At 74.9% G+C, this 20,479-nt stretch carries 16 protein-coding genes; 7 read left to right on the top strand and 9 right to left on the bottom strand.

What is annotated here, in order from left to right:
• The first annotated feature begins 875 nt into the window (after positions 1 to 875).
• The 3 genes from D5H75_RS37905 (at position 876) to D5H75_RS37915 (ending at position 3,375) form a co-directional block, all read left to right on the top strand.
• Positions 876 to 1,283 (top strand): hypothetical protein, encoded by a 408-nt coding sequence (locus D5H75_RS37905; RefSeq protein ID WP_119931453.1) that lies wholly within the window; start codon positions 876 to 878, stop codon positions 1,281 to 1,283.
• Positions 1,284 to 1,481: 198 nt separating this feature from the next.
• Entirely contained in the window at positions 1,482 to 2,351 is an 870-nt protein-coding gene (locus D5H75_RS37910; protein WP_119931454.1) for a hypothetical protein, read from the top strand.
• A gap of 259 nt (positions 2,352 to 2,610) precedes the next feature.
• Complete coding sequence (locus D5H75_RS37915) at positions 2,611 to 3,375, top strand: glycosyltransferase family A protein (protein WP_119931455.1); 765 nt, start codon at positions 2,611 to 2,613, stop codon at positions 3,373 to 3,375.
• Between the two features lie 47 nt (positions 3,376 to 3,422).
• Here D5H75_RS37915 and D5H75_RS37920 read toward each other — a convergent pair whose 3' ends face one another.
• Entirely contained in the window at positions 3,423 to 4,307 is an 885-nt protein-coding gene (locus tag D5H75_RS37920) for a DNA double-strand break repair nuclease NurA (RefSeq protein ID WP_147425424.1), read from the bottom strand.
• A 533-nt stretch (positions 4,308 to 4,840) separates the two neighbouring features.
• Between D5H75_RS37920 and D5H75_RS37925 the strand changes: the two genes are divergently transcribed.
• Positions 4,841 to 6,712 (top strand): hypothetical protein, encoded by a 1,872-nt coding sequence (locus D5H75_RS37925; protein ID WP_119931457.1) that lies wholly within the window; start codon positions 4,841 to 4,843, stop codon positions 6,710 to 6,712.
• Positions 6,713 to 6,867: 155 nt separating this feature from the next.
• On the opposite strand, the gene D5H75_RS37930 is transcribed toward D5H75_RS37925, so the two are convergent.
• The 3 genes from D5H75_RS37930 to D5H75_RS37940 form a co-directional block, all read right to left on the bottom strand.
• On the bottom strand, positions 6,868 to 7,341 hold the full coding sequence (locus tag D5H75_RS37930) for a hypothetical protein (protein WP_119931458.1): 474 nt from the start codon (positions 7,339 to 7,341) through the stop codon (positions 6,868 to 6,870).
• Positions 7,342 to 7,587: 246 nt separating this feature from the next.
• Positions 7,588 to 8,094, bottom strand: coding sequence for a hypothetical protein (locus D5H75_RS37935; protein ID WP_119931459.1), 507 nt, complete (start codon positions 8,092 to 8,094; stop codon positions 7,588 to 7,590).
• 126 nt (positions 8,095 to 8,220) lie between these two features.
• Positions 8,221 to 9,045, bottom strand: coding sequence for a hypothetical protein (locus D5H75_RS37940; RefSeq protein ID WP_147425425.1), 825 nt, complete (start codon positions 9,043 to 9,045; stop codon positions 8,221 to 8,223).
• Positions 9,046 to 9,369: 324 nt separating this feature from the next.
• Here D5H75_RS37940 and D5H75_RS37945 point away from each other — a divergent pair, with 324 nt between their 5' ends.
• The gene (locus D5H75_RS37945; RefSeq protein WP_119931461.1) at positions 9,370 to 9,594 is read left to right on the top strand and encodes a hypothetical protein; all 225 of its coding nucleotides are present in this window, start codon (positions 9,370 to 9,372) and stop codon (positions 9,592 to 9,594) included.
• Positions 9,595 to 9,680: 86 nt separating this feature from the next.
• Here the strand turns inward: D5H75_RS37945 and D5H75_RS37950 are convergent, their stop codons facing one another.
• Both D5H75_RS37950 and D5H75_RS37960 read right to left on the bottom strand, forming a co-directional pair.
• Positions 9,681 to 11,429, bottom strand: a complete 1,749-nt coding sequence (locus tag D5H75_RS37950) for a DUF2637 domain-containing protein (RefSeq protein ID WP_202638917.1) — start codon at positions 11,427 to 11,429, stop codon at positions 9,681 to 9,683.
• Between the two features lie 421 nt (positions 11,430 to 11,850).
• Positions 11,851 to 13,743, bottom strand: coding sequence for a type IV secretory system conjugative DNA transfer family protein (locus tag D5H75_RS37960; RefSeq protein ID WP_202638918.1), 1,893 nt, complete (start codon positions 13,741 to 13,743; stop codon positions 11,851 to 11,853).
• A 237-nt stretch (positions 13,744 to 13,980) separates the two neighbouring features.
• Between D5H75_RS37960 and D5H75_RS37965 the strand changes: the two genes are divergently transcribed.
• Positions 13,981 to 15,588 carry a CocE/NonD family hydrolase gene (locus tag D5H75_RS37965; RefSeq protein ID WP_119931464.1) on the top strand — a complete coding sequence of 536 codons (1,608 nt, stop codon included), beginning with the start codon at positions 13,981 to 13,983 and terminating at the stop codon, positions 15,586 to 15,588.
• 157 nt (positions 15,589 to 15,745) lie between these two features.
• Here D5H75_RS37965 and D5H75_RS37970 read toward each other — a convergent pair whose 3' ends face one another.
• The gene (locus tag D5H75_RS37970; protein WP_119931465.1) at positions 15,746 to 16,756 is read right to left on the bottom strand and encodes a PDZ domain-containing protein; all 1,011 of its coding nucleotides are present in this window, start codon (positions 16,754 to 16,756) and stop codon (positions 15,746 to 15,748) included.
• 207 nt (positions 16,757 to 16,963) lie between these two features.
• Between D5H75_RS37970 and D5H75_RS37975 the strand changes: the two genes are divergently transcribed.
• Positions 16,964 to 17,707: a DUF4097 family beta strand repeat-containing protein gene (locus D5H75_RS37975; protein ID WP_119931466.1), complete on the top strand. Its 744-nt coding sequence runs from the start codon at positions 16,964 to 16,966 to the stop codon at positions 17,705 to 17,707.
• 158 nt (positions 17,708 to 17,865) lie between these two features.
• Here D5H75_RS37975 and D5H75_RS37980 read toward each other — a convergent pair whose 3' ends face one another.
• Both D5H75_RS37980 and D5H75_RS37985 read right to left on the bottom strand, forming a co-directional pair.
• The gene (locus tag D5H75_RS37980) at positions 17,866 to 18,426 is read right to left on the bottom strand and encodes a hypothetical protein (RefSeq protein WP_119931467.1); all 561 of its coding nucleotides are present in this window, start codon (positions 18,424 to 18,426) and stop codon (positions 17,866 to 17,868) included.
• 625 nt (positions 18,427 to 19,051) lie between these two features.
• Positions 19,052 to 19,795: a hypothetical protein gene (locus D5H75_RS37985; RefSeq protein WP_147425426.1), complete on the bottom strand. Its 744-nt coding sequence runs from the start codon at positions 19,793 to 19,795 to the stop codon at positions 19,052 to 19,054.
• Positions 19,796 to 20,479 lie beyond the last annotated feature (684 nt).

Raw genomic sequence — 20,479 nt, forward strand, 5'->3', positions numbered from 1 at the left:
ACGTCACCCTTCGTTTCGCTCTCGTCCGCGCCCTGCGTAACCGACCTCGTAACTTGGTTCCGTGGCATTCAACCACTTCCCTGCCCCATCCGTCACGCAGATGGCCAAGCTTGTCGCCGGCGCCGTCCCGCCCCAGTAAGCGGCCCCCGCAGCGGCACCCTCGCAACGCTGCATCGTCACCCTTGCAGCACTACACCACTGTGACCTGCGGTTTTACCATTCCCGGCGGGCTCGTGCCCCAGCCCGCTCCCGCGCTCGGAGCCCCCTCTGCGGCCGCTCGCGCGGGCACGCCCGCGATGGTTACGTCCGGTTTCGCCGTCGGCGTGTCGCGCTGGCCATGACGATGGGATGAAGACCGATCTTCATCCATTTTTCAGGAAGAAGTCGATTCATGTCATCTCTCATCGATGACATCGGCGGGGGTGGATGAGGACATGACAGCGCCACCGTTTCCGTGCCACTCAAACCGTGCCGCGGGCGGCGACCTGCGGGTTCTCCGCCGCCGGAGGGGCCGCGAGCGGTCCTCCGGATCCGGGGCCCCGGTTTCCGCAGCCCGGATTCCGTGGCGCGGATTTCCAGGGCACGGAATCCGGGCCGCGGAAACCGGCCCCCCGGAATCGGTGGCGCGGAAATCGGGCGCGCGAGGTTCCGGGGCACGGAATCGGTGGCGCGGAAACGCGGCCGGGGCGCGGCCGGGGCCGCGGCCGCGCGCCGGCCGCCGGAAGACGGCCGGGCCGATATCGCGGAAACCCCCTCCGCGCAGGGGCCCGCGGTTGCTAGCCTTGCCCGGCAGCTGGTTCCGCAACTTCCTCGCGCCGAGGCGTAACCTGTGTGTATACTGCGACGCGGGTAGAGCATGAGTCGGGAGGCGCCGGGTGTCGATCCTGGAGACTGAGGGGACCATCACGGTCCATGAAGCAGCGCAGCTTGCCCATATTTCTTCCGCGGGCATCCGCAAGGCGCTCCGCGACGGACGGCTAGCGGGGAAGAAGGAAGCCGGCAGCTGGTTCGTCTACCTCGACTCCCTGCGTGAGTGCTACCGGGTCAGCGAGGAGAGCATCCGGCAGGTCCTGAACCCCGGCGCGGCCGGGCAGACCGCCACCTCGTGGAGCGCTGACGTGGCCACCTTGACGATCGAGGAGGTCAAGAGCCGCATCCGGGAGCTGGAGCGCAACCTCGTCAAGCTGGAAGAAGAGAAGCAGCGGCTGGAGCAGGAACAGGAGTCCCTGTTCGAAGCCCTGCACGGCCGCCGCTCCGGGCACAAGCAGCTCATCGCCGTCTGAGCCGCGCGCACCATCTCACCGAGCCCGGCCCTCCCGCACCCGAGGAGGACCGGGCTTCGTCATGCCCGCCCGAGCCCGCGGCCGACCGGCTGACCCGGTCGCGGCCCGCGCGCGGCCCGGACCACGGCCGGGAACACCCGCGCACCCGGGACATCCAGCGGTGGCCGCGCACCGTACGACCCGGACGGTACCGGCCCGATGCACCCGGTATCCCGCACCCGCCCGGCCGCACCCGCCGGCCCCGAGGACGGGCCGCCCCCGGCCCTGGCGTCGCTCGAGGTCGCCCTCGCCCTGATCGAGGACGTGCGCCGGCAATCCGCCCGTGACCCGCGATACGCCTTCGACCAGCCCTGGCCGATCTTCATCCGGCTGATGCGCCTGCTGACCCCGCAGTCCTACGGCACCCGCGTGGCCAACTACCTCGCCGAGTTCTACGGATGGTCCCTCGTGCCGCAGGGCGCCGACCGTGGCGACGTCACCGACGCGCGCGGCGCCCACTACGAGGTGAAGGTGTCCTTCGTCTCCCGCAATCAGGTGAACTTCGTCCAGATCCGCCCCCACCAGCAGATCACCGGATACCGCCTGTTCGTCGTCACCCCGGGCGGCGACCTGGTCCGCTTCGACCTGACCACCGGCCAGATGCGGGAGGAGATCGCCGCCTCCGGCCGGCTGGCCCACGGCACCCGCCGCGCCGCCGCAGGACAGCGCCGCCTGGAGTACGCCATGCGCTTCACCTGGTCGGCGGGCACCCCCGTGCACGACCGCTGGATGCGCGCCTACCGCTCACCCGAGCCCACACCCTGCGACCTCCACCTGTTACACCCCCGCTGCGGCCCTGGGCACCCCGCCCGCCGCGGCCGCGGTTCCGCCCGCCTCCGCCGCCCCCTCGCCCCGCCCCGCTCGCCGCCCCTCCTTGCCCCGCCCCGCTCGCCGCGTCTCCACCCCCCGCCCCCGCGCGGCCGTACGAGAAACCGCCCCCGGCAAGAAGCCGGGGGCGGTCGAGGTCAGTGGATGATGATGGGCCGCCCCGTCCGGGACGACACCAGCCCTTGCGAGGGGGAACCGTAGGACAGCCTGATCCGGGGGTCGTCGGACTTCGGCCGGGGGTAGGTGCGCCGCAGCAGGCTCTCCTCCGCCGTGGGGGCGGATCGGCGCGACGGGAACACGGGGTTGGCCAGGATGAGCATCTAAGCCTCCCTCGAAAGGGCTCGCGTTGATTCGGACGCCCGGCCACCGTGTCGGCGACGCCCGCCGCCGCAACACCTGCCGCGCCGCCCTCCCGGCGCCGATCTGCTGCGCCTGGGCGCCGCCCCGGACCGTGATCGCAATGGACGTCACGATCATCACCGCCACCCGCCTGGTCCCCGCCCGCATCCCCTACCTGCTCCAGCTGCACGCCAGCCTCGCCGCCCAGCAGGACGCCGCCTGGCGGTGGATCCTCGCCCTGGACGGAGTCCCCGCGGACCGCGTCCCGCCCGCCCTGCGCCAGGACAGCCGCGTCACCGTAGTGGAATCGGCGCGGCCCGCCGGCGCGGCAGCCGTACGCAACCTCGCCCTGCACCACGTCCAGACCCCCTGGACCACCAGCGCCGCCGACGACGACCTTCTCCCGGCCGGCTCGCTGCGGCGGCGCCTGCGCGCGGCCGCAGCCCACAGCGGCGCGGGCTGGGTGGCCGGCCGCTCCGACGACCTGCTGCCCGGCGGGCGGCTGCGCCGCTGGACCTGCCCGGCCCCTCCCGGCCACCACGCCCCCGGCGGCGTATGGCGATGCTGGCCCGCTCCCGAGGCGACGCTCCCCCTGGGGCCATGGACCCTGCTCACGCGGACCGACCTGCTGCGCCGGGTGGGCGGCTGGCAGGGCCTGCCCCAGGCCGAGGACATCGGCATGCTCATCGCGGTCACCGGGACCGCCCCGGGGATCGTCCTGCCCGAGTCGGTGTACTGCTACCGCAAGCATCCGGGGCAGATGATGCGCAGCCCGGGATTCGACCTGCTCGAACCGGCCGTCCGCCAGATCACCTGGGAACGCGGCCGGCTGCTGCACCTGGCCGCCGGCGACCACAGCGCCCAGCCGATCCTGCAGCCGGCCTGACCAGCGCCCGCCCAGACCCACGGGCAACGCCGTACCCGGGGCGGCGGTCAGAAGATCGCCGGACGGCGCGAACGCAGCAGCCTCTCCACGTGCGCGATCGGGCGAAGGTGGCGGTCACCGCGGGGGTCGAGCGTGGCCGCGTGCTGCCGCTCGGCCAGGGCCAGGGCCGCCGCCTCCTCCAGCGCCTGCGGTTCGAAGGCCTCCAGCCGCACCAGGCCGTGATGCCAGGGCGAGGCCGGGCCCCCGGCCAGCCGCACATAGCAGGAGTACCGGTCCGGCGCCGGGCCCGCGGTGCCGGCCGGGATCCGGAACCGCGGCGAGCGCCAGCCGACCGGCAGGCGGAACAGCACCGACTCGTCCCCCAGATAGCGCCGCCGCACCGTCTTGGCGACGCCGGCCAGCCGCGCGTCCCGCGGATGGCCGATCAGCGAACCGTCCACCACGATCAGGCCGTCCTCCTCTCGCAGCAGCGTCTCCACCAGATGCCGCTCGAGCTCCTCACGCATCCGGTGCGGGAGCGCCGCCGCGCAGGACTCCGCCGCGACCGGGTCGTCGGCGTCCAGGTAGCAGACCTCCAGCGGGCAGTCCAGGCTCTCCAGCCACGCCTCATCCCGGCGCGCGCAGGCGACGACCAGCCGGTCCACCTCCCTGACCGGGCGGCACCCGCGATCCACCGCACCGGCCGCCACATAGTTCAGCGTGACCGGCCGATGCTCCAGGAACGTCAAGGTGAGCGCGGCCTCCACCCCGTCGCAGAACAGCGCCCGCTCCGGAGCGGCTGAACCGACCGCGACCGGGTCCGCCTCCAGCAGCTCCCCGGGAGTCCGCGGCTCCTCCCGCACCCCCGGGTCGCCCACGCCGGAGCGGACCATGCTCAGCCCGTTGATCCGCCGCAGGAACTGCCGCAGATCCACCGCCGGTGCTGCGGGCACGACGCCTCCTTCCCGGGTACGGCACCGCGCCCGCACCCGCCTGATCAGCTACCTGTCCACCCCGAACGTCCCGCGCCCGGACCCCCTCGCACCCATCACGATGAGCCCGCCACCACACCCCGCCCGGCGCCCCCGCCCCACCCCTGGAAAAGGAGGAGGGCCTGCCGCGGCAGGCCCTCCTGGACGCTTCCCGCTTCTTGTCCGGGATGGTGTGCGCGCGCTGCTGCAGCCGCTCACGCAACTGCTCAGGGGTGAGCTTGCGGGACGGGACGAGGACGCCCTCACGCCGCAGCCGCCGCTCAAGCCGCTTACCCATGCTGTCTCCAGGTGGTTCGTGCCCGGGTCACGCCAGGCGCCGCCTCGTACTGTCCGCCGGCGTCCGCCACCGGCCGCCCGCCCGCCCCTCCTGTCCGCCGGCGCCCCCGGCGCGCTCGCGAACCGGGCCGCGCGCGGCAGGCGCGCTCTCACGCTGCCGGATCGGCCGTTCCGCGCACGGTACTGGCACGTCCGACCAGTAGCGCAAGGAGCATGCCGTGCCCGACACCGCCACCGCCCCGCCGCCCGCGGACGTCCCCCCGCTGGGGGCGATCTATCTGCCGGCCAGTCCCGGCACCCCCGTCGGCAGGTTCGAGTTCATCGTCGACCCCGCCACCGGCGGCTCCGTCGAAGTGGGCACGCTGGTGGCCGCCGACACCGCCGAAGGCGTCATCATCGGCTCGGTCGTGGACATGTGGACCGTCGGCACCAGCCGCGACCCCATCTCCGCCGACCTGCGCGGCTCCACCACCGCGCCGCTGACCGGCTACATCGGCGAAGTCATGGTCGCCGGGGCGCAAGTGCTGCACTCCCCGTCGCTGCGGCCCGTGCGCTCGGGCACCGTACGGCCCGCCACCGCCGCCGAGGTCGACGCCGCGCTCGGCCAGGACCGCATCTCCTGGCACATGCCCGCCGGTGTGATCCCCCTGGCCGACGGCAGCCTGCACCGCGTCAGCCTGGACGGGCACTTCGTCGCCGGCCCCGAAGGCGCCGGCGTCCTGGTCGGCGGCAAGAGCGGCCTGGCCTCCAAGTCCTCCTTCGTCGGCGTCCTGCTGCGCTCGGCGCTGCACTCGGCCCGCACCACCGGCGAAACCTGCGCGGCCATCGTCTTCAACGTCAAGGGCGAGGACCTGATCTGGCTGGACAAGCCGCCCCTGCCCGGCTACGAGCTCACCGACGACGACCACGCCATCTACCGGGCCCTGGGCACCCCGGCCGAGCCCTTCCCCCACGTGGACGTCTACGCCCCCGCGCTGCCCGGCGGTGACGTCGCCGCCTCGCCCCGCCCCGACGCCAGCCAGCTGCGGTGGGACCTGCGCATGATCTGGCCGTACCTGCGCCACCTGTACCCGGCCGTGGTGGAGAACGACAACCTCGCCAACCTGCTGGCCGACCTGCGCGCCGAGGTCGTCGGCGCCACCGGCGGCACCCGCTGCGACACCCTGGCCGAACTCGACGCCTGGTTCACCGCCCGCTTCGAGGACGCGGACGCCGACCAGCGCTCCACGTTCTGGCGCTCGCACCACATCGCCACCGGCCGCCGCGCCCACAAGCTCCTGACCAGCCTCCCCAACCGGTGCGGCGGGCTCGTCTCGCGCGGCTCCTCCCGCGACATGTACGACATCCCCGACAGCGGCTGGCGCGACCAGCAGGTCATCGTCGTCGACATCGCCGGCCTGCCCCAAGACGTCCAGGGCATCGTGATGGCCCGCACCTTCGAACGGCTCATGCGCGCCGCGGAGGACGGGCGCCTGGGCGTCGATCACCTGATCTGCGTCGGGGACGAGCTGAACGCGTTCGCGCCCCAGTCCGGCGGCGAGCACGCCGTCGTCAAGAAGGTCTTCCAGCGGCTGGCCACGCAGGGCCGCTACGCCGGATTCGCGCTGTGGGCGCCCGGGCAGAACCTGTCGAAGGTGGACGAGCTCATCCGCGGCAACGTCTCCACCCTGGCGCTGGGCGTCTCCACCGACGCCGAACTGTCCTCCGGCGTGTACGGCAAGCTCCCCGCGGGCCTGTCCGAGCAGATCATGCGCCTGGCCAAGGGCCAGATGGCCATCTGGCACTACGCCTTCCGCGCGCCCATCGTGCTGCGGTTCCCCCGCCCGGCCTGGCAGACCGGCCGCACCCGGGCACAGGGCGGCGCCCGGCCCGCCGTCACCGACTCGCTGGGACTGTCACCCGCGGCGGTCGGCCGCCTGCTGGAAGGCACCCCGCCGGAGGTCGCCGAGCGGATCATCGCCGAGGCCGACGACCCGGCCCTGGCCCGGGCCCGGCTGGAACGAGTGCGCGTCCCCGACATGCGCAAGACCGAACTGCACGCCGCTTCCACCGCCGACCCGGCCGACCCCTTCGCCCTGGACACCCCCTGACCGGTGCGCCCCGTGACCGGTGCGCCCCCTGACCGATGCGCCCCCTGACCGATGCGCCTCCCGACCGGGTGCGCCGCGGCGGGGCCGTACGGCCTGAGCGCGTGGCCGGGCAAACGTAACGGCGGCCGGGATTCCCGGCCGCCTGGTGGTTGGGTCTACTTGGAGATCTTGACGTTGGCCCCCTCGAGGGTCTTCGCGTACTCGTCCTTGCAGCGCCGGACAAGGGCGGTGAGGTTGCGGCGACCCCACATGGCGAGCACGGCCACGCTGGCCGGGACCACCAGGAGGTCACGGACGACGCCGCGGCTCCGGTACTGCCGGCGCAGCAGCACCGCCGCCGCCGCGATCGGGCAGATCACCCCGATGACGGAGAACGTCACGTCCCCGACCATGGCGCCGCCGACGGCGATCCCCAGGGCCGCGATGAACAGCCCGGACTCGAACTGCTGCGGCTCGGCCGCCTGGTAGATCTTCCGGTGCCGGTGCAGGCTCAGCCCGCTCAGCACCACGGCGGCCAGGAGCGCCGTCTCCCACACCTCGTCATCGAAGACGTACACCAGGAACCCCGTGATCAGCAGGGCGGCGGCGGTGAAGGCGGACAGGACACGCGCGGCGTCGCGGTCGGACATCATGTTCTCCCTCGCTTCGTTTGGCCGGCGCTGCATGCGCCACCGGCCACCGTGACCGCCGCCGCCATCGCGCCAAGGCGGGAAGGCCCGGGGAGACGACGCGCACCCTCGTCCCCGGACCGGGGACGAGGGTGCCTGGCTGAGAACAATTCGCGCCCCCGCGAAGGGGGGATCTATGACCACAGGGCCACAGCCCTGTTCCAGCGGCCCGCACAGGCCGCCTCGATCGCAGGCGAAGGGGAAGGGTCAGGCGGCGAGCCGGCACGACGCCGCCGACGGCATGCGGCCGGCGGCGACGCCGGGCTGGAACACGACCCCTTCACCGGTGTCGTCGGCCAGGTGGAAGAACTCCACCCGTCCGCGGCCCCGCGCGGCCGCCGTCCACCGCAGGCACACGCGGACGCCGTCCCGCCACAGGACCGGCGGGACCCGGCTCTCGAACCACGCCACGGGCAGCCGCACCTCGACCCGGGTCCGCGGGACACGCCGCGCGCGCTCCGGCATCCCCGGGTACGACTCGATGATGCGCGCCTCGCGCAGGCGCAGCGTCAGCCGCACGTGCCCGCCCGAGGGGTGCGCGCGGGCGCTCTCGACCTCGCCGGTGACCACCTGAGCGGTGATCGCATCCGCTGGCGGCGCGTCCACGCCCGCGAACACCCGGCTTCCCGCCGCCCAGAGCCGGTCGCCCACGGCCAGGAGCACCGCCAGGACCAGGAACAGGACACAGGAGATCACGTTGATCACGGTGAGCATGGAGTCCTCCAGAACTCTTCTCGATTTGACCGCTCTACAGCCCGTGACCGTGTACGCGCTCCCGCCACCACAAGCACCCACCCCGACGCGCAGCGTCCCGGGGCGTAACCGCGGGGGCGGCGCTGCTCAGTGCTGTGGGTCGTCCTGCGGCTGGTAGCGGGCGTGCAGGACGGCCAGGTCGCCGTGCGGCCAGGGATGCGGGTGGTCCGGCGGCGTGCGCTGCAGGGAGTCCTCCAGGTGGGGGCGCAGGCCCCGCTCCAGGGCGCGGCGGGTCAGGCGGGCGCCGTCGCTGGTGACGACGACCTCCTCCACGTCGGCGAAGACCCCCACCTGCGGGGTGATCTGGTCGAAGGCGCCGACCGCGGGGCAGGTCCAGGCGGCGGGATCGCCGAGGAGGTGCGCCTGCGCGCGCCAGCGCCGGGCGGGGGAGACGCCCGGGTTGGCGGCCAGCCAGGCACGCCAGGCCCGGCTCGCCTCCGAGGCCAGGGCGGGGGTGGTGCGGTTGTGCCAGCCGGCGGCGTCGCGCACCCACACCTCGCAGTCGCCGGCCTGGGCGAAGTCCCCACTGGGCTGCTCCAGGTCGAGGTCGACGGCCATGCAGGCGGCCATGGGGTTGAACATCGGCGGGCGGGAGGCGTCGAACAGGTTGTGGTGGGCGCGGGCGAGGGCCCCGGTCAGCGTGGGGACGTGCCGCAGCTGGGCGCGCACCTCGCCGGTGGCCTGGTGACCCCAGAGCCGTCCCCGGAGCCCGGCGGCCTCGTTGACCGCCGCGTCGATCGCGGCCAGGCGCAGCCGCCCGCCGGGAAGCGTGGTGACCAGGTAGTCGTCGAAGGAGACCGCTCCCGGGTGCACGGGCTCATGCCAGATGTCGACGACCCAGCCGCCGGCGCGCAGCCGCCCCCGCAGCGGCGACCACTCCGCCAGCGACGCCATGTGAAACGTCTCGCTCACCAACCACTCCTCACCTCGGATGTCAGGTCGGTGGATGAGCGTTCGCCCCCACACCCCCACGGCAACACCTGCACCCCCGGCCGAACCCCGGCGCCCCAAGCACCGGGCCCGCCTGCCAACCGGCGCCCGGAGCGGAAGGACCCGGCCCCCTGGGAGATCTGCGAGCCGCCTGTCCCATGGCAGGTGGCTCAGGGGCGAGTGGCATGACCGGAGTCGCTTGCGGGCTTTCCGTACGGCGTGGGCGCGGACGGTGTGGGGTGTCCGGCCGATTCGGTTGTTCCGGTCTTGAGTGCCGGGCGCCGGCCCATGCGAAAAGGAAGACCCATGTCCGCCCCTGTGACGCCCCAGACCGCCGACCCGGAGACGAGCACGCCTATCTGTCCGGAGTGCGCGCACCCCATCGCCGGGCACGTGCGCGCCGCGGCCGCGATGGAACGCTTGTGCGGCGACTGCTCATGCTCGCGCTACTGCTGCGCCGACTTCACCGACCACTACCGGGAATGGCGCGCGGCGCTGAACCACCAGGCCCCGCTGCTGTCCCTCCTCTAGCCGCGCGATCGCGTGTGCTCCCGACACTCCGGGCTCCAGCGCCGATGCGCTGGAGCCCGTCTGCGATCAACGGCGGCACCGGCCGCCTATTCTCCGGGGCCGGGCCCCTGATTCGCGGAGGTCGGCCCGGTGGCGGCCGCGGGCTGAGGGGCCCGCCGCGCGCGGGTGAACGGGCCCAGCCGGCTCAGAGCCTCGACGGACGCCGCGGCCTGGCCGGCGGTGGCGTCGACGGGCAGCGCGGCCGCCATCGCGCGGGCGACGGCCAGCCGGTCCAGCGGGCTGGCCGGCGACGGTGCAGGATCCATGTTCTCTCCAGGGGTGATTGATCGGGGCCACCGTCGCGGATTCGCCCCCGCCCGCAACCCCGGGCCACCTGCAGAGCCCATCCCGGGACCGCCTACAGCCCGCCCCCGGACGCCTACAGCCCGCCCCGGACGCCTACAGCCCGCCCCGGCCCTGCTGTCCGCCCCGGGCCGCCGGTCCGGCTGCCGGGCAAGGGGGCGGCCCGCGTGACCGCGGGCCGCCTGGGGCTGGGGACGGGTCTTGCCGCGGCGGGATAACGTGCCCGCGCCGCGCCCGGATCCGGCCGCGAAGGTGTTCTTCAGCCGGGTGGCGCGGCTCGCGCCGACACCGAAGGCGCGGCGGATCTGCTCGCGCGAGGGAGGATCCTCCGGCTTCCACCGCTGCCGCATCTCCGCCAGCAGCTCCTCATCGGACCGCTTGGGCTGCGGCCCCGGCTTACCGGCGCCCACCCGGGCCTGCGCGGGGGAGCCGTCCGTGTCCGGCCGCGGCGTGTTCGCCGGCTCGGGGGAGGTCACGGCGTCGCCGGGGGTTCCGGCGTGCGCGGCCGCGGCCTGGGAAGTGCCCGCCGACTCCACACTCTCTGCCGTCCGCTCGGGCATCAAGCGGGTCTGAGGCTCGGCCGCCAGGGGCTCGGGGGCCACGCCCCCTCCCGGGGGCAGCGCGGCGGCCGGATCACCGGCGCCGGGCAGCTCCCGCGCCCCGGAGGCGCCGGTCGCCGCCGTGCCCGCCGGGAGCGCCTGCGGCGAGGCGGCAGCGCGGTCGCCCCGCTCCTCGTCCTCGCGGAACCGGTCGCGGTCCGCCTCCTCCACGCGGCGCATCGCCTCCTCCACGCTCAGGCCGGTCCCCATCAGCGCCGTCAGCAGGCCGACCTGGCGCAGCGCCACGTCCATGCGCACGCCCGAGGTCACCAGCCACACCAGATGCGCCGGCGCGTCCTTCTTCCACCGCTTGCCGAAGACACCCTTGAGCTTGTGGATCGCCTGGCGGCGATCCAGTTCGGTGTCCAGCGCCCGCCGGTAGGACGTCTCCTCCCACAGCACCATGCGCCGCCACAGCACGGCGGTTCCGGCGAAGGCCAGGAACCATCGGCTGATCGGGATGCCTTCCCGCAGGGTGCCGGTCGCCATGCCCGTGCGCCGCCGTACGGCGTGCCGGACGCCCTCGATCCACACCACCAGCAGGATCGGCATGGCGGCGTGCATGCCGGCGGCGACCGGGTCGCCGTGGGCGGACTCGATGTTGAACCAGATGGTCGCGCCGGTCAGCACCCACATGATCACCCGCAGCGCGGGCATGGCCATGCCCAGTCCGGTGAACAGCAGGTCGGCCAGCGCCAGCGCGATGATGCCGACGTCGACGCCCACGGGCACCAGCCACGCCAGCTCGGGGTCGAACCCGCGCCGGATGGCCTCCTCGCGCACCGCGTCGAACGACCCGACCGCGCCGAGGGCCGCCAGCGCCCCGAACGCGACGCCTCCGGCGATGGCCAGCCACCGCTGCCCTGTGGTCAACGGCTTGAGGTCGTGGCCCACTGTCTCCTCCGTCCCGGTCACACCGTGTCACTGGCTCCGTTCGAGCCGGGCCGGGCCGGATCTCGCTCCGCCGAGGCGTGAAAGACCCAGGCCGCCTCCCCACACCGTTCCTCCGGTCGCCGTTTCAGCAGGACCCTGCGGTCTTCCCCCGGCCCGCGCCCGCGCTCCCGCGCCTGCCCCAGCCGCCCAGAGGCACCGCCCATTAATGCGTGGGCAGGTGTGGGACGGTGTGGCCACGCATTAACCCAGCGACCTCCCAGCCCTCCGCACCGGCGGCCTCGGCCAGGCGCGCAAACCCTGGACCACGCGCGGGCGGAACCCCGGCCGGGTGATGTGTGATGCCGCAGCGCGTCCGGCTGCGGCATCACACTGCTCCCGGCCCCGGGCGGGCGACGCCGTACGGCGCCCGGCCCCGGGCCGTTCAGTCCCCGTCCCCGGACAGGTCGGCCAGCTCCTCCTCAGGGGCGTACGGCAGCGAGGCCACCGCGGGGGAGGTGTCCGGCAGGGCGGACACGTCCCCGCGCGCCAGCCGCTGCAACCGCGCGTCCTCGAAGGCGCGGCGCTGAAGCAACTGGGTGCGGTAGGCGCCCACCACCGCCAGGCCCTCACGCTCGTTCATGGCCGCGACCCGCGCCGGGGACGCCAGCGGGCGCCACTCGTGGCCGACCGTCACCGACTCCGACTCACCGGACTGCTTGCTGTGCTGGTGAGAGGAAGGGCTGGAGGCCGCGCTGCTCTTGCCGGAGGTCCGGCTGACCGACGTGGCGACCGTCTTGGACGTCGTCTTCACCCGGATCTCACCGGCGATCTTGGACGCCCAGTCCAGCGTCATCGGATCCTTGGTCTTCGGCAGCACCACCGCGGTCCCGGCGCACGACAGGATCGAATACGTCCGCTCCTCGCCGAACCGCGCCTTCAGCTGCGACAGATCCTGCGCCGCCAGGCACAGCATGATCCGGTACGAGCGGGCCGTGGCCGCGTAGGAGTGCAGCTCCGGCAGCGGCGCGATGTTGGCCACCTCGTCCAGCGCGCACAGCAGCGGGATCGGCACCCGCCCGTCGGGCCGGGCCTGCGCGATCTCGTAGGCCCGCGAGACGACCGCCTCGGCGAACGCCGTCATCAGCGGCGCGTACAGGCGCTGCGCCTTGGGCGGCGCCACCAGGTACAGGGTGTTCTTCCCGTGCAGGAACGTGTCGATGTCGACCAGATCCGGATCGTCATGAGTGATCTTGGCCAGGTCCCGCGCGAAGCGGTACACCTGCAGCACGTTCGTGATGCTGGCGACCACGCCGCCGATGGTCTGCGGGGCGTGCTGGGCGTAGGACATGAACGGGGCCAGCGACTCCAGCGCGGCCTCCAGTTCGTCGAAGGCCGCGCTGACCGCCTCCAGCTGCTCATGCTGCGCCTCGGTCAGCTCGCCGCCGGCCGCCCGGCTGGCGGCGACCACCGTGTCCCAGACCGCGCCGAGCGCGGCCTGGTGGTCGCGCAGCCGCCGCTCGAGCGCGGCGAACCCGGCGAACGCCGCCGCGCCGCGCCCGGCGTCCTCGTCCTGCGGGTCCAGCGCGTCGTCCGCGGGCGTGTCCTGCAGCAGGCTGCCCAGCAGCCGGGACACGTCCTGCATGCTCGTCCCCGGGTCGTAGGCGACGGCGTACATCATCACCGCCAGCAAGGACGACGCCTGCGTTCCCCAGAAGTCCTCCCCGGCCGAGGACCCGCCCGCGGCCGAGGCGTACACCATGGCCGCGGCGGTCTCGCACGCCCCCTTCCAGGTACGGCAGGCCGCCAGCGGCGTCCACAGCCGCCGGTAGGCGCGCAGCGCCGGCGGCAGCTGCCCGGAGGGGTCGAACACCACGACCCGGCCGATCCGCGAGCGCAGCAGCCGGGTGGAGGAGGCCAGGTCCTGCTTGACCGAGGTGGCCAGCACCGGCCCGTCCCACTCCAGGATGGCCGGTTCGATGATCGAGGTGGTCTTGCCCGACCCGGGCGCCCCGATCACCACCAGCGGCGTCCACGGGTCGGCGACGACCAGCCGCCCCGACCCCGGATCGCGGCGCACCCGCGCGGCCGACTTCTGGTCGATGTGGTAGCCGCACACGATCGAGTACGGCGGGCGCGGCTGCCCGGGCGCCACCGCGCCCAGGTCGTCGGCGGTGGACAGCGCCGACTGGGCGACCAGATCGGTGATGTCGTCCTGGCGGCTCCGCCACCGCCCGGCGACCGCCTCCCACAGCCGGCCCTTCTTCAGGTAGACCACGGCGGCGGCCAGCGCCGCGGCGGCGACGGCGAGCAGCACTGCGACTGCCTGGATGCTCACGATCTCCTCCCCAATCGCGTGTGCGCGCTCCTCGCGCCCCCTCCACCGTCGCCGCGCCCCGCCGTACGGCAGGCCAGGCCCGTCCCCCGGCTCCGCCGGCCGAACGCGACCCCGGCGCAACGGCAGGGCAGAGCGCGGAGCGGGAGTGGCGGACAGTTCCGGGTGGCGCTGGACATTCGCAGGGGACCTGAACCGACCGGAGATCGTCTCGATCTCTCCTCGCTCCGGTGGTGTCCGATGAGCAATGTCCGTTACCGACTGCTGCGAAGCGCCCTGGGCATGGCCGCCAAGACCTCGGCGGCCTCGCCCGGCCTCGAACGGTCCATGCGCCACCTGCTGCGGGTGGCCGTCCGCACGCCGCACTCCTGGCTGCGGTTCACCGACATCACGGCGCGCGACGGCGTCATCCTGCGCGCGCACCTGTACCAGCCCCGCACCCCGGGGCCCCACCCCCTGGTCATCATGCCGTCCAGCTGGGCCATGAACGACCTGGAGTACCTGCTGCCCGCCCGGCGGCTGGCCGCCCACGGCCACATCGTGCTCAGCTTCAACACCCGCGGCTTCTGGGGATCCCAGGGCCTGGTCGACGCGGCGGGCCCGGACGACGTGGCCGACGTGTCCGACGTCATCACCTGGGGGCTGACCCACACCGACGCCGACCCGTCCCGGGTGGGCATCCTCGGCGCCTCCTACGGCGGCGGGCTCGGCCTGCTCGCCGCCGCCCGCGACGAGCGCGTCAAGGCCGTGGGGGCGATGAGCGCCTGGGCCGACCTGACCGCCTCGCTGCTCGGCGACGACGCCCCGCGCCGCACCGCCACCGTCGGGCTGAAGGTGACCGTCTCCCTCACCGGCCGCGCCTCCCCCTCGCTCACCGCCCAGATGGACGACCTGCTGGCCGGCCGCAACATCGAGGCGCTCAAGGCCTGGGGCGACGCCCGGTCCGCCGCGCGAGCCGTCCACGAGCTCAACCGCCGCGACACCGCGGTGTTCCTCGCCCACACCTGGGGCGACAGCCTGTTCCCGCCCAACCAGATCATCGACTTCTACCAGCGCCTGACCGGCCCCAAGCGCCTGGAGCTGCGCCCCGGCAACCACCTGACCCTGGAGCTGTCCGGCATCCTCGGCCGCCACAGCCCCGTCTGGGAGTCGGCCACCGGCTGGCTGAACGACCACCTCCTGGACCGCGACGCCCGGGACCGGACCCACGAGTCGGTGTACGTGCAGGCGCGCGGCGCCGTACCCGAGGAGCACCACAGCTGGCAGGACGTCGCCCCGCGCAGCCTGACCCTGCGCCTGGGGCCGCTCCCCGACGGGCGCCTGGGAGACCTGCTGGAGCGGCCCCACCCCGACCCGGCCGCGGTGACCCTGCACGCCGGGACCAAGCCCTCGGCCGGCGGAGCGCTGCTCCACGTGCCCCGCCCCGGCCAGGCCCCGGAGCGGACGGTCCCCGGCCAGGTCCTGGATCCGGCCGACCCCGCCAGCGCGGCGTGGACCAGCGGACCTCTGGACCGGGACCTGATCCTGCGCGGGGCGCCCCGCCTGCGGCTGCCGGTCGCCACCGGCCCCGGCCGCGCCGGCCTCGTCGCCTACCTGTACGACGTCGCCCCCGACGGCCGCGCCCGGGCCATCACCGGCGCCCCTTGCGTCTTCACCCCCGGCCCCGGCGTGCGCGCGCTGGTCCGGCTCGATCTGCAGGCCACCGCCTGGACCGTCCCGGCCGGGCACGCGCTGATGCTCCTGCTGACCGGGTCCGACCCGCGCTACACCACCTTCAACGCCCCCGGCAGGCTCGTGCACATCCGCTGCGGGGCCGAGGCCACTCTCACCCTGCCCCTCAGGGAGTGAGGCGCGCGACGCGCAGACGTCGCCGCGGCCCCCGCAATCGCTGGGGCCGCGGCTCGTCGACGCCCGGGGCGCCGCCGTACCTCGCGAGCGCCGTACCTCACGAGCGCAGCAGCTCACGCGCGCCGTACCCCGGCGCCGTGCTTCGCGGCGCGGCACCTCAGGGGGCGGACGGGCACGCGGTCGAGACGCCCCCGTGCGCGCACAGCCACACCACGGCGTCCTGCACCGTGGACACGGGCACGATCGTCACCCGGCCCGAGGCGGCCTGGGCCGCCTGCCGGTACTGCGGGGCCGGCACGAAGAACACCTGCGCGCGGGCACGCGACGCGCCCCGCATCTTGAGGCCGACCTCGCTCACCGCCCCGACCTGCCCCGACAGGCCGACCGAGCCGGTGCCCGCGATGACACGGCCGCCGTTCAGCCGGCCAGGCGTCAGCGCGTCCAGATGCGCCAGCGTCATCATCAGGCCCGCCGAGGGCCCCTGGACGCCCGGCAGCGTGAAGGCCGCAACCCGCGGGGACGCCAGGCGGACGCCCGCCGCCCGCGCGAGCGAGTCATCGGCGGGCAGCGCCAGCTCGGCCTCGCGGGCGGGCGCCAGCGACGTGACCCCCTCCCGCCCCCGGACGCCGGGCGCCACCAGCAGCCGTACGGCTCCCGCCGCCGGGACGTCCAGGTCGGCGGGGCGCTGCACCAGACGCCCGTCCACTCGCACGATCACATCACCGGGACGCAGCCCGGCCCGCCACGCCGGCGAATCCGGCGCGCACGCGACGATCTGCGCCCCGCGGGCCCCGACCGCGGCACGGCGGGTCAGCATGCTGGCGAGCAGGGTCGAGGTGGTCTGCGATTCCCGCATGCTCTCATCGGCGGCACCGGGGGCCGCGTCCACCACGCGTGTCTCCCCACCGGGCCGCGCCGCCAGCCGGCCCCACAGGGTGAGCCGGTCGGCCCGGACCGTCGTCGCCAGCCACGAGCCGCCCCGGTCCGGGAACGACGCGGTGGCATGCGCCGCCAGATCCACCACCGGGCCCGGGCGGACGCTGACGCGGGGCGCCTGCTGCGTGACGGCATAGATCACCGCCAGCGCCAGCAGCGCGGTCACGACGAGGAAGCCGCCTGTTCGTCGCGCGCCGCGGCGCGCCTGTCCATATATCGGGATTGTCGTCATGGGCCGCACCGTCCGGCCGCCGCCGCGCCCGCTACCCGGCCGCCGGACCCCGGGCGCGGCGCCGCGGCTCTCACACGGCCCGCCCCCGCCCCCCTCCACGGCGCGTCCCTCCCGGTGCTCCCCTCTTCCGCGGTCTCCCTTCACGTGGCCCGGCCCCCACGGATGACGGCGGGCGATCCGCCCACGTCAAACGAGAAGGGAAACCACATGGACAAGCGAGCGCTGATCGCCGGCCCCGCGCCGGTCCTGCGCATCAACGTCGTCCGGGCCACCCGGGTGTTCGTCGACGCCGACCCCGGCGCGCACCGGGTCGCGGTGTTCCTGGAAAGCTTGGGCGCCGGCTTCGGCCACGCGCTCGCCACCGCGTCCCTGAGCTATGTGGCCGGGCAGAACCTGCTGACCGTCCCCGCCCCGGCCGTCACCCCGCCTCTCCCCGCCGCCGGCCCCCTGACCGGCGCCAACACCCGGCGCCGGTCGCACCGCCGCCGGCGGTTCGCGTGGTCCGGCGCGCGCCCCGGGCCCGTCCCGGCCGCGCCGCGGCAGGCGCCCGTGCGCGAGGAACTGTACGTCTACCTGCTGGTGCCCACCGGCACCGAGGTCCACCTGGAGCTCGGCCAGAGCGACCTGTACGTCGGCGAGCCTCCGGCCACGCTGTTCGCCCGGATCAGCGCGGGCGACGTCGACCTGGCCTCCGTCGGCAAGGCCGACGTCCGCGTCGGCCACGGCGACATCCGGATCCGCTCCTCGGCCGGCCGCCTGGCCGCCGACACCGGCGCCGGCCACATCGAGGCGCTGCGCGTCGGCGGCGTGGCCCGGCTGCGCAACGGCGACGGCGACATCGGCGTCCTGTGCGACAACCCCGACCGGCTCGTGGTCATCGCCCCCAGCGGGCACGCCCTCATCCAGGGCGAGTACGCCTGGGAGAACGTCCTGCGAGAACACGCCCGCTGACCACTCCCACCCGGCACCCCGGCGCACACCTCCGCGCGCCCGCCGGGCCAGCAGCAAGGACCCGCGCCCACCGGCGCGGGTCCTGTCCTGCCAAGGGAGCGCGACAGACCGCGCCCGCCGTACCCGGCACGTGCGCCACCCGGCCCCTGTGCTGCCGGTCAGCGGCGCGCGGCCCCAGACGTCTGGGCCGGAGCGGTCTCGCCCTCCGGCGGGCCGCCGAGCCGGCGCAGCCCGGCCAGCACCCGGCGCAGCACCGCGGCGTCGCCCGCGCCGCCGCGCCATACGGTGTCCGGCTCCGGGGCGGCGTCGGCCAGGCGCGGCGGGCCGGCCAGCTCACACCAGACGGCCTCACCGTCCGGGTAGGTCAGCATCCCCCACCGATCGGCCAGCTCCGGCCACAGCGCCGACGCGGCGGGCCGGTACGGCAGGCGCCGGCCCTGGCCGCCGCGGGAAGCCCAGCGCCGGACCCACACCACGCAGCCGCCCGCCCCCGACGGCCACACCTGCACCCCGACGACGGCCGGCGGGTCATGGTGCACCGCGGTGTAGGAGCGGCCCGGGGCGCCGGCCGTGATCCCGGCGACCAGTTCGCCGGCCAGCGCCACCGCGGCCCGCTCCAGGTCGGGGCGGCCCAGCGCCCGTACCCGCCGGGCCACATGACGACCCGCCCAGAAGGGCGCCGAGGGCAGCGCCGCCAGGCGCAGGGGACCGTCCATCATGACTCCCATCCCGGCGCGGGCACACACCACGCCGTGCCCACGACCAGTGCCGGCCCCACCCGACGCCGCATCCCCTGCACGCGATCGCACACACCACCACACGCCGACCCTGGGCGCCCCCCACGAAACGGACCGCGGCCCCGCACCCCCTCGTCACCGCGCGAGCCGTCGCGTGACCTGGCCGGCTTCCTCGCCCGGGCCGGACCCCCGGTACCGCACCCCCAGGAGCTCCGCGCTGATCAAAGCCGGGCGAGGTCTGCTACTTCGGGTGTTCCGCCGCAGGCGGCTGCTGGAGATCGATGGGCGCCGCCGACGCCATCAACGCCCGTCCTGGCCGAGCCCGCGCTCACCTGTCACCAGGTCGCGTGGCTCCGCGGATGCGCCGCTCGAACACCCGGCCCGCCCCGCGCGCGTCCACCCGCGCCGCCGCCCCGGCGGGATCCTGCTGGCCGCGTCCCCCACGCCCCTAAGTCAGCCCGGCCTTCGCCGCCGCCACTGGCGCTGAAGAAGCGCATGGCTGATGGCCGGCGCGGGGCCGGTCGGCTCTGCTCGGCCTCGGGTCTTTCCCGGCGCTCGCGTGGCTTCTACGGCGCGGGGGACTGGGGCATCGGCAGAGCGGGTGAGCTCACCTGTCCCGGCCCGCCCGACGCCGGACCGGCCCCGATTCGGCGAGCAGGCCCAGGATGCTGCGCGCGTCCAAGACCAGGGAATAGGCGGCGATGCCCTGCCCGGCGCGGCTCCCGCCGACCATCTCCCGCAACTTCAGAGCACGCAGCCGCAGGTCGAACTCGCCCCGGTCCGACCTCGCCTCGGCGAGGAACTCCTCGATCTCGGGCACCGCGTTCTCGACATCGAGGCGGCTGTCCAACTGGGGGAGACGGGCCGCCACCCGCCACGCGGCCTCCCGCACCTCGGCGTCCGACACCGGCCCCATGCCCCACGTCACCCGGGCACGCCCGTGAGCGGGATTACGCCGTGGCCAGGCGGCCGGCGGCTCCGGCGCGATGTGCCAGATGGGATCCGGGCGCGGCCCCTCCGCCGCCCAGCTCGGAAGGGGGCCGTGCACGAACGCGCTCTCCCCGGGCGGCGTGGCCTTCTCCGCGCGCGCCAGCGTGGCGGCGAGGGCGCTCAAGGCGGGCACGGCGTGCCGGCCGGGCAGGGTGAGCAGGCACACATGCCCGCCGTCGGCCTCCGGCCCGGTGCCGCTGCCCGCCATGATCCGCGCCCACTCGGCGTGGCGCAGCCGATTGGTGGGATGAGCGCGCGACTCGGGCCGCTCCGGCAGATCCGCGGGCTGGGCGGCGAGGGTCACCACCTGGTCGGCCCGCAGCAACTGGGTCACATCCTCGGCCACGAGCCACACGGTCATGAGGGACATAGTGCGGCAGACACCGCACGCGCAGCAAGATCACCACCACAGCGGGCGGTTCCGGTCCCGCCCGCCCAGCGGGCACGCCCGGGCGGGCGGACCGGTGGGCGGGCGCCGTGGGCGGCCGGTGGGGGAGTGGACCGCGCGCCTCCTGCCCCGGCGCCCGGGCGGGCCGGTCAGCCGGACCGCACACGATCGGTCCGGGCGGCATGCCCCGGGGGTCCCGCCCGGCCCGGCAGCCCGCCGTACGAGCGGCCGCCTGGTCTCCCCGCACGACGATCCGACCGGCCCCATTCGCAACGCCCGCCCACCCATCACGGCCTCCCCGCCGCCCGGCCTCCCAGGCCAAGCCCCCGGCACCTGCCGCCCGGCAACGCCGCGCCCCACACGCTCGCCCCACCACACGCGTGTCACGCCCTGCTCCACCGCCGTCCCGCACGCTCACCCCGCGGACCCGCACACGCCGGCCCCATCCCTCGATGCCGGCGCTCCCGTCCTGACGCACCCGCGAACAACACGACGCGCCACCGCACGCAGGCCGCCGTACCCCCGCAGGCGACGCCCCTTCTCCCAGCGCGACCCGGCCACGCATCCCCGGCGATGAACCGCGACCCCGGCCCACGCCCCTTCCTGACGCGAATGCTCCGCATTGACCGCTTCACACAATTGCACCCCGCGCCGCGC

Origin of the sequence: Bailinhaonella thermotolerans, from assembly GCF_003594875.1 — a bacterium.
GTDB lineage: Bacteria > Actinomycetota > Actinomycetes > Streptosporangiales > Streptosporangiaceae > Bailinhaonella > Bailinhaonella thermotolerans.

Excerpts from the sequence above, each read along its gene's own strand:
- D5H75_RS37945 (WP_119931461.1), top strand. The coding sequence starts at position 9,370 with ATGTCCGCCCCTGTGACGCCCCAGACCGCCGACCCGGAGACGAGCACG.
- D5H75_RS37965 (WP_119931464.1), top strand. The coding sequence starts at position 13,981 with ATGAGCAATGTCCGTTACCGACTGCTGCGAAGCGCCCTGGGCATGGCC.
- D5H75_RS37970 (WP_119931465.1), bottom strand. The coding sequence starts at position 16,756 with ATGACGACAATCCCGATATATGGACAGGCGCGCCGCGGCGCGCGACGA.
- D5H75_RS37985 (WP_147425426.1), bottom strand. The coding sequence starts at position 19,795 with ATGACCGTGTGGCTCGTGGCCGAGGATGTGACCCAGTTGCTGCGGGCC.
- D5H75_RS37975 (WP_119931466.1), top strand. The coding sequence starts at position 16,964 with ATGGACAAGCGAGCGCTGATCGCCGGCCCCGCGCCGGTCCTGCGCATC.
- D5H75_RS37930 (WP_119931458.1), bottom strand. The coding sequence starts at position 7,341 with ATGTCCGACCGCGACGCCGCGCGTGTCCTGTCCGCCTTCACCGCCGCC.
- D5H75_RS37910 (WP_119931454.1), top strand. The coding sequence starts at position 1,482 with ATGCACCCGGTATCCCGCACCCGCCCGGCCGCACCCGCCGGCCCCGAG.
- D5H75_RS37980 (WP_119931467.1), bottom strand. The coding sequence starts at position 18,426 with ATGATGGACGGTCCCCTGCGCCTGGCGGCGCTGCCCTCGGCGCCCTTC.
- D5H75_RS37935 (WP_119931459.1), bottom strand. The coding sequence starts at position 8,094 with ATGCTCACCGTGATCAACGTGATCTCCTGTGTCCTGTTCCTGGTCCTG.
- D5H75_RS37915 (WP_119931455.1), top strand. The coding sequence starts at position 2,611 with ATGGACGTCACGATCATCACCGCCACCCGCCTGGTCCCCGCCCGCATC.